General features: G+C 69.3%; 15 protein-coding genes. 10 read left to right on the forward strand and 5 right to left on the reverse strand.

What is annotated here, in order from left to right; translation table 11 throughout:
- Positions 1-298: 298 nt before the first annotated feature.
- The 5 genes from MED15_RS04385 (at position 299) to MED15_RS33760 (ending at position 4,919) form a co-directional block, all read left to right on the forward strand.
- Positions 299-1,510, forward strand: a complete 1,212-nt coding sequence (locus MED15_RS04385) for a low temperature requirement protein A (RefSeq protein WP_167457572.1) — start codon at positions 299-301, stop codon at positions 1,508-1,510.
- Between the two features lie 142 nt (positions 1,511-1,652).
- Positions 1,653-2,993: a carbohydrate-binding protein gene (locus tag MED15_RS04390; protein WP_112734822.1), complete on the forward strand. Its 1,341-nt coding sequence runs from the start codon at positions 1,653-1,655 to the stop codon at positions 2,991-2,993.
- A gap of 65 nt (positions 2,994-3,058) precedes the next feature.
- A complete protein-coding gene (locus MED15_RS04395; protein WP_112734823.1) occupies positions 3,059-3,709 on the forward strand; it encodes a hypothetical protein in 651 nt (216 codons plus the stop codon).
- Positions 3,709-4,686 carry an esterase-like activity of phytase family protein gene (locus MED15_RS04400; RefSeq protein ID WP_208646490.1) on the forward strand — a complete coding sequence of 326 codons (978 nt, stop codon included), beginning with the start codon at positions 3,709-3,711 and terminating at the stop codon, positions 4,684-4,686. The genes MED15_RS04395 and MED15_RS04400 overlap by 1 nt, the downstream gene beginning before the upstream one ends.
- Positions 4,656-4,919 carry a hypothetical protein gene (locus MED15_RS33760; protein ID WP_208646492.1) on the forward strand — a complete coding sequence of 88 codons (264 nt, stop codon included), beginning with the start codon at positions 4,656-4,658 and terminating at the stop codon, positions 4,917-4,919. The genes MED15_RS04400 and MED15_RS33760 overlap by 31 nt, the downstream gene beginning before the upstream one ends.
- Before the next feature lie 51 nt (positions 4,920-4,970).
- On the opposite strand, the gene MED15_RS04405 is transcribed toward MED15_RS33760, so the two are convergent.
- Together MED15_RS04405 and MED15_RS04410 are read right to left on the reverse strand one after the other, a co-directional pair.
- On the reverse strand, positions 4,971-5,240 hold the full coding sequence (locus MED15_RS04405; RefSeq protein ID WP_112734824.1) for a hypothetical protein: 270 nt from the start codon (positions 5,238-5,240) through the stop codon (positions 4,971-4,973).
- A 36-nt stretch (positions 5,241-5,276) separates the two neighbouring features.
- Positions 5,277-5,846: a TetR/AcrR family transcriptional regulator gene (locus MED15_RS04410; protein ID WP_167457573.1), complete on the reverse strand. Its 570-nt coding sequence runs from the start codon at positions 5,844-5,846 to the stop codon at positions 5,277-5,279.
- An 80-nt stretch (positions 5,847-5,926) separates the two neighbouring features.
- Here MED15_RS04410 and MED15_RS04415 point away from each other — a divergent pair, with 80 nt between their 5' ends.
- Together MED15_RS04415 and MED15_RS04420 are read left to right on the forward strand one after the other, a co-directional pair.
- The gene (locus tag MED15_RS04415) at positions 5,927-6,931 is read left to right on the forward strand and encodes a zinc-dependent alcohol dehydrogenase family protein (protein WP_112734825.1); all 1,005 of its coding nucleotides are present in this window, start codon (positions 5,927-5,929) and stop codon (positions 6,929-6,931) included.
- A gap of 191 nt (positions 6,932-7,122) precedes the next feature.
- On the forward strand, positions 7,123-8,250 hold the full coding sequence (locus MED15_RS04420; RefSeq protein WP_112734826.1) for a hypothetical protein: 1,128 nt from the start codon (positions 7,123-7,125) through the stop codon (positions 8,248-8,250).
- Positions 8,251-8,276: 26 nt separating this feature from the next.
- Here the strand turns inward: MED15_RS04420 and MED15_RS04425 are convergent, their stop codons facing one another.
- The 3 genes from MED15_RS04425 to MED15_RS04435 all read right to left on the reverse strand — a co-directional run bounded on the left by MED15_RS04425 (position 8,277) and on the right by MED15_RS04435 (position 10,936).
- Positions 8,277-9,452, reverse strand: a complete 1,176-nt coding sequence (locus tag MED15_RS04425; protein ID WP_112734827.1) for a zinc-dependent alcohol dehydrogenase — start codon at positions 9,450-9,452, stop codon at positions 8,277-8,279.
- Entirely contained in the window at positions 9,449-9,937 is a 489-nt protein-coding gene (locus MED15_RS04430; protein WP_146766678.1) for a hypothetical protein, read from the reverse strand. The genes MED15_RS04425 and MED15_RS04430 overlap by 4 nt, the downstream gene beginning before the upstream one ends.
- Positions 9,938-10,093: 156 nt before the next feature.
- Entirely contained in the window at positions 10,094-10,936 is an 843-nt protein-coding gene (locus tag MED15_RS04435) for an aldo/keto reductase (RefSeq protein WP_112734829.1), read from the reverse strand.
- A 235-nt stretch (positions 10,937-11,171) separates the two neighbouring features.
- Here MED15_RS04435 and MED15_RS04440 point away from each other — a divergent pair, with 235 nt between their 5' ends.
- The 3 genes from MED15_RS04440 (at position 11,172) to MED15_RS04450 (ending at position 14,232) form a co-directional block, all read left to right on the forward strand.
- A complete protein-coding gene (locus MED15_RS04440) occupies positions 11,172-11,753 on the forward strand; it encodes a type 1 glutamine amidotransferase domain-containing protein (protein WP_112620515.1) in 582 nt (193 codons plus the stop codon).
- A 356-nt stretch (positions 11,754-12,109) separates the two neighbouring features.
- Positions 12,110-13,060: an SRPBCC family protein gene (locus MED15_RS34050; protein WP_244220354.1), complete on the forward strand. Its 951-nt coding sequence runs from the start codon at positions 12,110-12,112 to the stop codon at positions 13,058-13,060.
- Positions 13,057-14,232, forward strand: a complete 1,176-nt coding sequence (locus MED15_RS04450) for a zinc-dependent alcohol dehydrogenase (protein ID WP_112620511.1) — start codon at positions 13,057-13,059, stop codon at positions 14,230-14,232. The genes MED15_RS34050 and MED15_RS04450 overlap by 4 nt, the downstream gene beginning before the upstream one ends.
- Positions 14,233-14,319 lie beyond the last annotated feature (87 nt).

Genomic DNA, 14,319 nt, shown 5'->3' on the forward strand with positions numbered 1-14,319 from the left:
AGGTGGGCTGAAGACCAGCTTCCGCGTTTTCGGGGCGCCGCCCCGCGTTCGGGTATTCCCCTTCTCCGCCGTGTGCTACCACAGCGCCGGCCGGACCTACCCCGCCGTGGCGGCGGCGCGAGTTACCAGGTCGGCGAAGATTGACGGGGCGTCGGAGGTGGCCGTTGGTGGTTGGGTTACACCGGTGACGTACCCGGTCCCGGCCGACGAAACCGTGCCAGCCCGACCCCCGCTTCGACCGTGTGATGGACGGCCGACCTGACGTCGAGGCAGTGCCGCGGGAGCCAGCATGGGCGGCATGGGGTTTCCGGGAGGTGGCGGACGGGATCTCCTGGAACGCCGCGAGGACGTGCGACAGGCGAACTTCCTGGAACTCTTCGTCGACCTGGTGCTGGTCTTCGCCCTCTCCGGAGTGGTGACCCGGGTGGCACGGGACGCCACGGCAGTCGATCGCGTCGTGCAGTGGCGTTCGCTGGCTTACCTGCTGGTGCTCGCCCTGCCGTTGATCTGGTTGTGGATCACCACCGCGCACATCACCAGCTGGTTCGACCCCCGCCGCCGCAAGATCCAATGGGTGGTGCTGGCCAGCGCCTTCGGCCTGCTGGTCATGGCCTCGTCCCTGCCCTATGCGTTCACCGGCAAGGGCTGGTCGTTCGTCCTTCCCTACGTGGTCCTGCACTGCGTCCGTCCACTGATTCTGCTGCCCAGCCTGCACGGGCACGCCCTCCGCGATCTCTACGCGAGATCGGTGGCGTGGTGCACGGCCGGCGCGGGCATCTGGGTGGCCGGCGCGTTGGTCAGTGGAAACGCCAGAGCCGCCCTCTGGGCAATCGCCGTTACCGTGGACATCGTGGCCGCTCAACTGCGATGGCCGGTCTACGGCCGGGCCCGACCACCGGTCAGCGCCTGGGCCATGGACAGCGGCCACCACCTGCCGGAGCGCTACCAGCAGTTGCTGATGATCGCCCTCGGCGAGACCGTCCTGGCCGTGGGTATCACCTTCACCGACCTACCGGCCACCACGTCCACCTGGGCGACGCTGGTGGTGGCGTACCTGTCGACAGTGCTGCTGTGGCGGATCTACTTCTACCGGTCCGGGCAGGTCCTCGCCGAGGCGGTCGCCGCCGCCCGGGACCGGCTTGCTGCCGGCCGCGCCACCGGCATCGCCCATGTCGTCATGGTCGTTGGCATCGTCACCACCGCCGTGGGCTACGAGATCGTCCTCGAACACCCCGCGGACCGGCCGGAACCGGTCTGGCTCGCGATGATCCTTGGCGGTCCGGCCCTGTTCCTCTACGGCCGCATCCGGCTGGAACGGATCGTGTTCAACCGGCTGTCGATCCGCCGGGTCGTCGCCATTGCCGCACTGGCGGCGGCTGCCGTACCGCTGTATCACGCCCCGCCGCTGACCGCCTCCGTCGTGGCCGCGTTCGTGCTGCTCGGTGTCGCTGTCGCCGACGCCCGCCGCGCGGCCCACCAGCCGCCCGAGAAGCCTTCCCCCGCGAGCTGAAAACGGGCGTCCCCGGGTTCGCCGCCGCTGTCCGACCCGGCCACTCCCCAACTTCCCGGAATCTGTAAACAACCCTTGATATTAAACGTCACGAACGTCAATATGTGGAGGTCGCGGGTCGCCGAAGCCTGGGGAGTGAGCCATGAGAAGCCGTCGGATTTTCGCAGTGGTAGCCGGGGCGGCGATGACCGTCACGGCCGCCGTCGCCTTCGTCCCCAGCAGCATGGCGGCCGTGCCCTCGGCCAACGCCGTCCCGATGGTCGCCTGCACCGCCCCCACCTGGACCGAGGGCCCGACCTACCAGGCGGGCGCCCAGGTCACCTACAGCGGCCGGCTCTACCAGGCACTGGTCACCCACACCGCGCACCCCGGCGCCGGCTGGAACCCCGCCTCGACCCCATCGCTCTGGCGTGACCTCGGAGCGTGCTCGGGAACCACGCCGCCGCCCACCACACCGCCCCCCACGACGCCGCCGCCCACCACGCCACCACCGACCACACCTCCCCCCACCACGCCGCCGCCAACCGGTGGGACCTGCGCGGTGAAGTCGCGGCCCACCGGCAAGGTGTTGCAGGGCTACTGGGAGAACTGGGACGGGGCCTCCAACGGCGTACATCCCGGCCTCGGCTGGATCCCGATCACCGACAACCGGCTCAACCAGCACGGATACAACGTGATCAACGCGGCGTTCCCGGTGATCCGCTCGGACGGCACGGTCCTCTGGGAGAACGGCATGGACGCCGGCGTGAAGGTGGCCACCCCGGCCGAGATGTGCCAGGCCAAAGCGGCCGGCGCCACCATCCTGATGTCGATCGGCGGAGCCGCCGCGGGCATCGACCTGAGTTCCGCCGCTGTCGCCGACCGGTTCATCGCGACGATCGTGCCGATCCTGACGGCGTACCACTTCGACGGCATCGACATCGACATCGAGACCGGCCTGACCGGCAGCGGCAACATCAACACCCTGTCCACGTCGCAGGCCAACCTGATCCGGATCATCGACGGCGTGCTGGCCCGGATGCCGTCGAACTTCGGCCTGACCATGGCACCGGAGACGGCCTACGTCACCGGCGGCAGTGTGGTCTACGGCTCGATCTGGGGCTCGTACCTGCCGATCATCAAGAAGTACGTGGACAACGGCCGGCTCTGGTGGCTGAACATGCAGTACTACAACGGCAGCATGTACGGCTGCGCCGGCGACTCGTACCCGGCGGGCACCGTGCAGGGCTTCACGGTGCAGACGCAGTGCCTGAACAACGGGCTCACCATCCAGGGCACCACCATCCGGGTGCCGTACGACAAGCAGGTCCCGGGCCTGCCGGCGCAGAACGGGGCGGGCGGCGGCTACATGTCGACGTCGTTGGTCACGCAGGCCTGGAACTCCGTGCCCGGCCTCAAGGGCCTGATGACCTGGTCGGCGAACTGGGACGGGTCGAAGGGCTGGACCTTCGGCGACAACGTGAAGCGCCTGCAGGGCCGCTGACGGGTGACGGCGCCGGGCCTACCGCCAGCCGGTCTTTCCGGCAGGCGGTGGGCCCGGCGCTTCGCATGGTCGGCACAACCGGAATCGCACTCGGTCGTCCGGTGATGGCCTGCGTCGGCCTCGGCGTCACGTTCGTACTCGACGACCCGGCCAAGCCGACCGCGGAGACCCTGCCGGTTCCGGCCTGGCTCGGCGCGCTGGTACGAGCGGTCTCCGCCGCTGTCGTCGGCGGTGCGTGCTGGACGGCAGCGCTGATCGTGACTCGGTCCGGGCAGGAGACCGCCTCGCTGCCGTACGCGGACCTGACCCGTGAGGCCGCGACCGCCGCGGCGGTCGCGTTCCTCGCGTCGGCAATCGGCTGGCGACGTTCGCCGCGCGGGATCGGCAGTCCGCTCGCCGCACCGGTGCTGCTGCTCGGGATGACGGTGGTGGCGCTACTGCCGGCCCCGGTGGCGCTACTCGTCGGCGTGGGCGACGGTTGGGGCGCGGCCACGACCGCTGGACGTACCTGTTGGCCGGGACGCTGTTGGCGACCGCCGGGGTACTCACCGTTCGCCGCTACCCCCGGCGCGACTGACAGCCGTGCGGCATCCGCCGGCACAGTGACCGCACGTTCGAGTGTGCATTCCCCTGTGGCCAGTTCGAATTCACCGCGTCGCTCTACGGTGCCAGCGGACCGAGAACGCCCTGCTCGTACCTGGAGAGATGAGGATTGATGGCAGTAAGCAAGCGGGTGGGCCTGACCGCTGCGGTGGTCGCCCTGACCCTGACGCTGCCGGGCGCCGCGACAGCGGCCGCAGCCGAGCGGAACACGTGGGACCAGGCCGAGTTGATGACGTTCGCCGCGCTGCCAGCGGCGACCTTCGTTCCCGGCAGCGAACCGTCCGGCTCGTCGCTCGGCAGTGCCCCCATCAATGGGATCACCCCGCCGTTCGCCGACCAACCGATCCAGGGGTTCAGCGGCGTCCTGCGCAACACCGACGGCACCTTCGACGTGCTGTCCGACAACGGCTTCGGCAACAAGGCCAACAGTGCCGACTTCGTGCTGCGCGTTCAGCGGGTCGCGCCCGACTTTGGCAGCGGCGCCGTGGACGTGCTCGGTGGCATCAACCTGACCGACCCGTATGGCAAGGTGCCATTCCCGCTCACTCGTGCCGACCGCGTGCTCACCGGAGCCGACTTCGACGTCGAGTCGATCACCCGGACGGCGGATGGCACGTACTGGCTCGGTGACGAGTTCGGTCCGTACCTGCTGCACTTCGACCGGGCGGGCCGCTTGCTACAGGCGCCGGTGCCGCTGCCCGGGGTGTTCGCCCCCGAGAACCCGGGCCGCGGTGCGACCCCGGCCAACCTCGCCAGCAGCAAGGGCTTCGAGGGCATGGCCCAGTCGCCAGACGGTCGTACGCTCTACCCGCTGCTCGAGGGCACGACCACTGGGGATCCGGCCGGCACCCTCCGGTTGAACGAGTTCGACACCGGGACCAACACCTACACCGGCCGGCGCTGGGCCTACGCGCTCGACTCTCCTGCGCACGCGATCGGTGACGCCATCATGGTCGATCGCGACCGCTTCCTGATCATCGAGCGGGACAACGGCCAGGGCGAGACGGCAAAGGTCAAGAAGATCTATCTCGCCGACAAGCTGACCGGAACCGCGACGGATTGCTCGACAAGACGCTGGTCGCCGACCTGATGGCAATCGCCAACCCTCGGCACGTCGGTGGGTTCGGTGACCCGTTCACGTTCCCGTTCCAGACGATTGAGGACGTGGTGATCCTCGACGACCGCACGCTTGCCGTCCTGAACGACAACAACTTCCCGTCGTCGGCGGGCCGGATGGCCGGCCAGGCGGACAACAACGAGTTCATCGTGATCAAACTCGACCGCCACCTGGACGCGGACAAGCGCGTCCTGCGTCGCTACTGACCCGATGGCAGGGGTGGGCAGACCGACCGGCTGTCCACCCCGGCCGTAGAGTCATCCCTCAGCAGTGGGTCGGCTGTGCACCACCAACTCGTCGATCTCCAACCGGCCGACGCGCAACTCCCGCACCACCGCCCGACGGATCGCCAGCCGCCCGATGACCAGCGCGCCGACGGCCACGGCCCCGATCGCCAGCGCCCCCACGGCGAGGGCGCCGATCGAAGCTGCCCCCGCGGCCCGCGCCCCGGTGGCCGCCGCGCCCGTCGCCACCGCGCCGTTGGCGCGCGTACCGGTCAACCGCATCAGGCTCACGTCTCGCTTCATCGCCCCATTGTCCGCCTACTGCCGACTGGGTGCCGATCAGGTGCGAAACGCCTCGATAGTGAGCGCGGCGAAGCGTCGAGAGGCAGCAAGCCGGGCGTTCGCCGAGGTGGCGTACAGGCCACCGTTGGCCATCAGCATGAGGACGAGGTCGTCCAGGACCACGTCAGGCCGCAGGCGGCCGGTGCCCTTGGCCCGGCGCATCAGTTCGGCGAGCGAGGCGAGGGCGGCTTCGCGCTTCGCGGCGAGATCCACGGCGTGGGGAAATGCCGAGGTGAACGCCGCGGTAAAGCCTCGGCTTTGGGCTTGCAGCACACAGAGTTGCTCGATCACGAGGCACAGGCCGTGCCAGGGGTCCGGGTCGGTGAGCCCTTCGTCGACCACGGCGACGCACGCGTTCATCTGATCCGCGAACGCCTCCGTGGCCAACGCCTGCTTGGTGGGGAATCGGCGGTAGAGGGTGGCGGGGCCGACTCCGGCGCGCCGGGCTATCTCACGCATCGGCACGTCCATGCCTTCGGCGGCGAAGACCGCCCGGGCGGTGTCGAGGATCCGCTCACGGTTGTCCAATGCGTCCGAGCGCAGGTTCCGAGTCAAAGGGCCGCCCACTCTCTCACTCTAGCTAAACGGACGCACCCGTCCACTACCGTTCGGGCGTCAGCAGGACTGGCTCGGGAAGGTGACGAACAGTGAAGGCAGTAATGATCAGGGAGTTCGGCGATCCCCGCGGGCTGGCGGTGGTCGACCTTCCTGTCCCGGTGCCCGCTCCGGGGGAGGCGTTGATCACCACCGAGGCGGTCGGCGTGGCTGGCGCCGACGTCCTGATCCGAAGCGGTGCTCTCGCCGCGTACGGCTTCCGCGAGGGCCACATCCCGGGCGGCGAGGTTGCCGGAACGGTCACGGCCGTGGGCGACGGCGTCGACCCCGCGTGGGTCGGGCAACGCGTCTGGGCCTTCACCGGTACGGGCGGTGGCTACGCCGAGCAGGCGGTGGCCCCGATCGGGGAGGTCCTGTCCCTGCCGGCGGGCCTCTCCGCAGTCGACGCCGTGACGCTCGGCAGCTCCGGGGTCGTGGCTCACTTCGGCCTCGCTCACGCCCACTTCTCGCCAGGCGAAACGGTCCTGGTCCGTGGCGCGGCCGGCAGTATCGGGATCATGGCGGTGCAGCTCGCGGTCAGCGGTGGCGCCAGTGCCGTCGCGGTCACGACCTCGTCGCCTGAGCGCGGCCGTCGGCTCCGCAGCCTTGGTGCGACCCACGTGCTGGACCGCTCCGGGGCAGGGGGTCCGGACGATCCCACCGGCTACGACGTCATCATCGACGTCGTCGCAGGCCCGGACATGCCCGCGTTTCTCGACCGACTCAACCCCAACGGCCGGCTGATCGCCGTCGGCGCGGTCGGCGGCCAACCGCCGGCGGACTTCGGGACGAGGTTGATGGCCTCGTTCCAGAAGTCGATGTCGTTCGCCACCTTCAGCGCTGCGACGGTGACGGCGGCCGCTCGACAAGCCGTGCGAATGGAGCAGTTCGCCGCCGCCGATCGTGGGGAACTCCACACCGTGGTGCACGAGGTTCTGCCGCTGGAGCAGGCGATGGTGGCGCACCAGAAGATGGACGGTGGCGAGGTCTTCGGACGAATCGTCCTACTCAACAGCCCTTCCACTGAATCCGCTGCACCGATCGGGGTGGTCTCTTAGGCTGCGTGGGCGGGGCGCCCGGTTCGACGAGTGCGGTTCGCGGTGGCGCTGTACGGGCTGGTCGGGGTGCTCCTCTCGGCGGCCTGGCAGTACCGCCACCTCAGTCGACACGGGGAGTTGCCGCGACGGCGCCCGAGGCCCCGGTTTGTTCGCCGGCAGCGGCCGAGCCTGGCTACCGGTGAGGAGCACCGATGACGCAGAGTGAACAGGACCGCCCGGAGATCGTCGTCGGACTGGTGGCAACCCCGCCGGACCATCCGGCCCGGGTGGCCGCGCGGCTCACCACCGAGCTGACCAGCGGGCTCGCCGAGCGGGTGAACGCGGACGTGCGGTGGGTCGTCCGGGAAGGTTGGGGCGAAGTGGCACCGCGCCGCGACGGCGGCGTTGAGGCCCTACTCGATGATCTCGCCCAACGGCGTGCCGACGACCAGTGGGACGTCGCCGTCTGCCTGACCGATCTGCCGCTGCATGCCGATCGGGTGCCGCTGGTCGCGCAGACCTCCGCTCGGCGTCGAGTCGCTGTGCTGTCCCTGCCCGCGCTGGGACTGCACCAGCTACGTGCGGCCCGCGCAGCCGTTCCGGACCTGGTGAGCCGGCTACTGAACGAGGCTTCCGACCAGCGGGTACCGCCGGCCGGCCGGGCACCGGCCGAGACGGCAAGCCGGGTTCCCGCCGTCCACCGGGTGGTCGGCGAGGCCGACACCGGTGAGCGGCGCTACGTCGCCTCGCGGCTCATCGGCCGGTTACGGCTGTTGATCGGCATGGTTCGCGCCAACCGTCCGGGGCGAGCCCTGCTGGGCCTGTCGAAGCTGCTGGTCGGCGCGTTCGGCACGGCCGCGTTCGCGCTCACCACGGACACCATCTGGCAGATGGGCGCTGCGCTCGGCGGACTGCGGCTCGCCGTGATCATGGTGCTCGGGCTGACAGCGTTGGTGGCCTGGTTGATCGTCGCGCACGACCTGTGGGAGAAACCGAGCCGCGAGACGCCGACCGAGCTGGCACGGCTGTTCAACCTGGGTACGATCCTCACCCTCACTCTGGCCACGGTGCTGTCCTACGTGGTGTTGTTCGTGGGAACGGTGCTCGTCGCGGCGCTGCTGATCGACACATCCGTGCTGGAACAGACCTTGCAGCGGCCGGTCGACCTCACCGACTATCTGACGCTCGCGTGGATCACCAGCTCGCTGGCCACCGTCGGCGGCGCGATCGGTTCCGGGCTGGAAAACGAGGAAACGGTACGGGCTGCCGCTTACGGCTATCATCCCCACCCCGATGGCTGGCGGGACGAGAAGAGCGGACAGTCCCACGGCGGGAGTTAAGCGGGAGTGGTCCCCGGTCGCGACGGTCAGCTGGTTGGCTGGAAGACGGCACGTACGCATCCGTCGAGTTTCTGTTTGAACATCTCGTAGCCGCGCGGCGCTTCGTCCAACGGCATGGTGTGCGTCGCGAGATGCTCCGTGACCAACTCGCCGCGGGCCATTCGCTCCAGCAGCATGGGGATGTAGCGCTGCCCGTGCTGCTGTGCGCCGCGCAGCGTCAGCCCCTTGTTCATGACCGCCCCCAGCGGAAACTTGTCCACCAGCCCGGCGAACACGCCCAGCACGAACACACTGCCACCCTTGCGGCAGTTGTAGATCGCCTCCCGCGCCGCGATCGGACGGTCGGACTCGATCCGCAACTGCTGCTTGACCTGGTCGTACCAGAATTGCGGGCCGCTGCTGTGCGACTCCATACCGACGGCCTCGATGCATACGTCCGGGCCTCGGCCGCCACTGCGCTCAAGCAACTCGCCGCTGACGTCCTGCCGCTCGTAGTTCAGCGTCTCGACGCCAAGATGCGTCCGGGCCATCTCGAGCCGGTTGTCGAGTCGGTCGATCACGATCACCCGATCGGCACCGAGCAGCACGGACGCCCGGGCGGCCATCTGCCCCACCCCACCGGCGCCCCAGACCGCCACGACATCACCCGGTTTGACTCCGGCGAGGTCGGCGCCCATCCAGCCGGTCGGCGCGGCGTCGGAGGCGAACAGCGCGCGCTCGTCGCTCACCCCGTCCGGGACGGTGAAGGCGCCCTGGTCGGCGTACGGGACGCGGATGTACTCGGCGTGGCTGCCGGCGAAGCCCCCGAGCGCGTGCGAGTAGCCGTAGCAGCCGCCGGGCGCGGAACCCCAGACGTTCTCGGTGATCATCGGGTTCGTGTTGCCGTTGTCGCACAACGAGAACTGTTGTTGCTGGCAGTACCAGCACTTGCCGCAGGAGACGAACGAACAGACGACGACGCGGTCGCCCACTTTGTGGTTGCGTACCTGCGGACCGACCTCGACGATCTCGCCAAGGAACTCGTGCCCGAGGACATCGCCGCGTTCCATGAACGGGATGTACCCGCCGAGCAGGTGCAGGTCCGAACCGCAGGTCACCGTCCGACGGACCCGGACAATGGCGTCCTGCTCGTTGCGGAGTTGCGGGTCCGGAACCTGCCGCACCGCGAGCTCGTTGGCTCCCTCCCAGACCAGTGCCTTCACAGTCGTCCCTCCCGCCGACCCTGTTGGGTGGCCATCCGCAGTGGCTTGTTCATCGGAGTCGGCTCGGTGGTGGGTGGATAGTCGGGGTGGAGGACCTCACTGTTCTCGATCAGCTGCTTCGACTCTCGCAGCGCAGCCCGGATCGCCTGCTCCGGATCCCGGCCGGTGGCTCGTCGAGCGGCGGCGGCGACAGGTAGTCGGGAGCCGTCGCGCAGCCGTACGGCGATCTCCGTCCCCTGGTCGCCGGGGGCAGGCCGGATCTGGACCTCGACGGCGTCCCTAAGCCCGGCCAGCGGTTCGGGGAGCTGCCCGCCCGGGGCGACGTCGCCCGCTGGCCGGTTCACCGTCGCCACGTGCCACCGCGGCCCGCTCCGCCGTGCCTGGCCCCGTTGCCGGTGACCGTCACCCTGGTCGGTCCCGCCGAGCAGACGCCGCACGACCATCCCGCCGGCAACCACGACCGCTCCGCCGATCAGCCACCTCATGTCCACCCCTGTCGCTTGGTCTGCTCGTGCGGGCGCCGTCAATTACTGGCAACCTTCGGAGCAAACCCTTTCATAAAGGGCGACCTCGTCACGGCGGTTCTGGCACTGAACGAGCTCCTGCCGGTCAGGTGTCTCCCGCCGGAACGGCCGCTGGCCCTACAACATCTCCAGCGGTTGCGGGCCTGCCGGTGGCGGGAACGCCGTGTCGAGTGCCGCCACGTCCTCCTCGGTCAGCTGCACGTCGCGCGCTTCCGCGTTCTCCCGGGTGTGTTCCGCCTTGGATGATCGGGGGATGGCCGCGACCATCTCCTGCCGTAGCAGCCAGGCCAGCGCGACCTGAGCGGGCGTGGCCTCGTGCCGGGCCGCGGCCTCCGCGACCTGGGGGTGGCCGAGCAGTCGACCCTGCTCGATCGGCGAGTACGCCATCACAGGAATCCGATGCTCACGTAGCCACGGTAGGAGGTCGTACTCGGGACCACGGCGGGTGAGGTTGTACAGAATCTGATTCGTCGCGCAGGCGCTTCCGCCGGCCCCGAGGAGGTCGGTCATGTCCGAAAGATCAAAGTTGCTCACGCCCCACTGTCCGATGTCACCGGCGTCGACAAGTTCGGCGAACGCCTCGATCGTCTCCGCTAGTGGATGCGTGCCGCGCCAGTGCAGCAGGTAGAGGTCGATATGGTCGACGCCGAGTCGTTGCAGGCTGCGGCGGCAGGCCTGCACGGTTCCCCGTCGGCTGGCGTTTGAGGGCAGCACCTTGTCGACCAGAAAGACGTCGGCGCGTCGGCCGACGATCGCCTCGCCGACGAGTTCCTCGGAAGCGCCGTCACCGTACATCTCCGCAGTGTCGATCATGGTCATGCCCAGGTCGAGTCCGGTACGCAGGGCGGCCAGCTCGTCCTGCCGCCGTGCAGGGTGCTCGCCGAGGTACCACGTTCCCTGCCCGAGCACGGGCATCGTCTGGCCGGACGGCATCTCGATCGCATCGCTGGCGAGGGTCATGTCGACCTTTCCCGGGTACCAGTTGGGTGTCTGCCTTACCCGTTGCGACAGGCAGCACACGCGCACGGCGCGCCCGCTCCCACCGGCACTGGTTGCGCTGCACGCAGGTGGGGAGAACCGTCCGCCATCGGGCGGGCTTCGCTGGCCTGTTTGCCCGTCCCCCGCACCGGGAAGGCGACCGCAATCCAGCGACGCGCCGCCGACCGGGCGGCGCCGCGAAGGGGAGGCCACCGAGATGGCGCAGAGCCAGCAGCCACTGACCGGCAAGCGAGTCGCTTGCCTCGCCGCCGACGGAGTGGAGGACGTGGAATACACCCAGTCCCGAGCCGCCGCGGAGCAGGCGGGAGCCGAGGTTCACCTGATCTCGTTGCAGTCCGGCGAGATCCAGTCGATGAACCAGGACATCAACCCTGCCAACCGCTACCGGGTGGATCGGACCGTGAACGACGTCGATGCGGCTGACTACGACGCCCTGTTGCTGCCGGGCGGGACGGTCAACCCCGACCGGCTCCGGATGAACGCGGAGGCGATGAACTTCGTCCGGGCGTTCTTCCAACAGCACAAGCCGGTGGCGGCGATCTGCCACGGCCCGTGGTCGTTGGTGGAGACCGGCATGGTCAACGGGAGGACCCTCACCTCGTTCCCCAGCCTGCGCACCGACATCCGCAACGCGGGCGGGAACTGGGTCGACCAGCAGGTGCAGGTCGACAACGGTCTCGTCACCAGCCGCAGCCCCAGCGACCTTCCGGCCTTCTGCGCCAAGATGGTCGAGGAGTTCGCCCAGGGCGAAGACGTCCGCCAGATGGCGACGGCCTGACCGATAGGGCTCAGGGCCGGGACCATCAGGCCGGTCCTGAGCCCGTGGCGACGGCTTTCCGGACGCGCGAAACACCGCCGCTCCCGCCGAACAGCGACTGTTGGACCCGTCCAGAGCGACGGTCAGCCGGCGCTCACAGCGGGCCGGCCTCCGTCGGGCTGAGCAGCGAGACAGGGATCGCCTCCTTACTGCGGCCGATGGGCGGGTTGAGGTGGTTTCCGAGGGGTATCCGGGCCCATACGGGTCGTGCCCCGGACCGTCGTGAACCGATAGGCGCGGCCGGGTGCGACCGGATACGGAGGCTACCCGTGACTCAACTAGCAACCCGAGAGGCAGCGAAGGCCAGGCAAGAGGACGTGCAGCGGCGAGGGCGCCGGCTCGGCTGGGTGAGTCTCGGCCTGGGCGTGGCACAGCTGGCGGCACCGGACACGGTGCGCCGGATCAGCGGAGTGGACGACTCCCCGACGACCCGGGCGGTGGTGCCGCTGGTCGGGGCGCGGGAGTTGGTACACGCGGCCGGGCTCCTGACGAGCCGGCGAAAGAGCGTTTGGGCGTGGACCCGGGTCGTGGGTGACGCGATGGACCTGGCCTCCCTCGGGGTGGCCATCGCCCACCGCAGCGGGCGCCGCCGGCGTCGCCTCGTCGCTGTCACTGGCGCCGTCGTCGGGATCACGGTGGTGGATCTGCTGACCGCCGTGCAGGCCACCCGGGCGAAGAAGATCGGCTCAGCGCCGACGGCACGAGGCTCACGCGAAGGAGGACCCATGGAGCTGACAGCCACGACGACCATCCGCAAACCCCCGCCCAAGGTCTACGCGTTCTGGCGCGACCTGGGCAACCTCCCGACGTTCATGGCCCACCTCGAGCAGATCCGCACCACCGGCGACCGTACGAGCCACTGGTCCGCCAGCGCTCCGTTCGGCACTAACGTCGAGTGGGACGCGGAGATCGTCGACGAGGCACCCGGCGAGAAGATCGCCTGGCGGTCGACCGGGAACGCCGACGTGCCGAACGCCGGCACGGTCCGGTTCGTGCCCGCCCCGGACGGGGTGAGCACCGAGGTGCACGTCGTTCTGTCGTACGACATCCCGGGCGGCGCGGTCGGCAAGGCGGTCGCCAAGTACTTCGGCGAGGAACCGCACCAGCAGCTCGACGACGACCTGCGCCGGCTCAAGCAGGTGCTGGAGACCGGCCAGGTGGTCCGATCCGAGGGCGCCCCGTGGGGCAAGCGGGCACGCAAGGAGTTCCCGCAGCGTCCGGCGCAACCGCTGTCGGATTCCGAGCTGGCGAAGGGGGCCGATTCGTGAGGGCGAACACCTGGGCGGGTCGCAACAAGGTCAAGGTTCGTGACGTGCCGGACCCGAAGATCCTGAACGAGCGCGATGCCATCGTAAGGATCACTTCGACGGCGATCTGCGGCTCGGACCTGCACCTGCTCGATGGGTATGTGCCCACCATGCAGGACGGCGACGTCATGGGCCACGAGTTCATGGGCGAGGTGATCGAGGTCGGTCGGGGCGTTGATCCGGGCCGGCTGCGCGTCGGGGACCGGGTTGTCGTGCCGTTCCCCATCGCGTGCGGCGCGTGCGGCGCCTGCGCCTCCGAGCTGTACTCCTGCTGCGAAAACTCCAACCCCAACGCCGGCATCGCGGAGAAGATGTTCGGCCACCCGGTCGCCGGAATTTTCGGCTATTCGCATCTGACCGGCGGCTTCGCGGGCGGTCAGGCGCAGTACGCGCGGGTGCCGTTCGCCGACGTCGGCCCGCTGAAGATCGAGTCGGACCTGACCGACGAGCAGGTCCTGTTCCTCTCCGACATCCTGCCCACCGGCTACATGGGTGCCGAAATGTGCGACATCCAGTCCACCGACGTGGTGGCGGTGTGGGGGGCGGGTCCGGTCGGCCAGTTCGCTATGGACAGTGCCCGGGCACTCGGCGCCGCGAAGGTCATCGCCATCGACAAGGAGCCGTACCGCCTGCAGATGGCCGAACGGGCGGGCCACACGCCGGTGAACTTCGAGGATGTCGATGTGCGGTCGCGGCTGCTGGAACTGACCGGTGGGCGGGGACCGGACAAGTGCATCGACGCCGTCGGCATGGAGTCCAGCCACGGCAGCGCGCACGTGCACGCGTATGACCGGATCAAGCAGGCCGTCCGCTCGGAGACCGAGCGACCGCACGCGCTCCGGCAGGCGATCCTGTCGTGCCGCAGCGGTGGCATCGTGTCGGTGATCGGCGTGTACGGGGGCTTCCTCGACAAGTTCCCGGCCGGGGCATGGATGAACCGGGCGCTGACCCTGCGTACCGGCCAGTGCCACGTGCAGCGCTACATGAAGCCGCTGCTGCAGCGCATCGAACGCGGGGAGATCGATCCGACCCGGGTCATCACCCACACCCTGCCGCTCGACCAGGCAGAACGCGGCTTCGAGATCTTCAAGAACAAGCAGGACAACTGCGAGAAGGTCGTCCTCAAGCCCTGACCACCATCACCCACGCATCCGGCCACCGCAGCACGCTCGGTGGCCGGATGCGTTGTCTGTCCACAGGCGCGGATCTGCGGGCGGCCC

It is taken from the genome of Micromonospora noduli (assembly GCF_003264475.1).
GTDB lineage: Bacteria > Actinomycetota > Actinomycetes > Mycobacteriales > Micromonosporaceae > Micromonospora > Micromonospora noduli.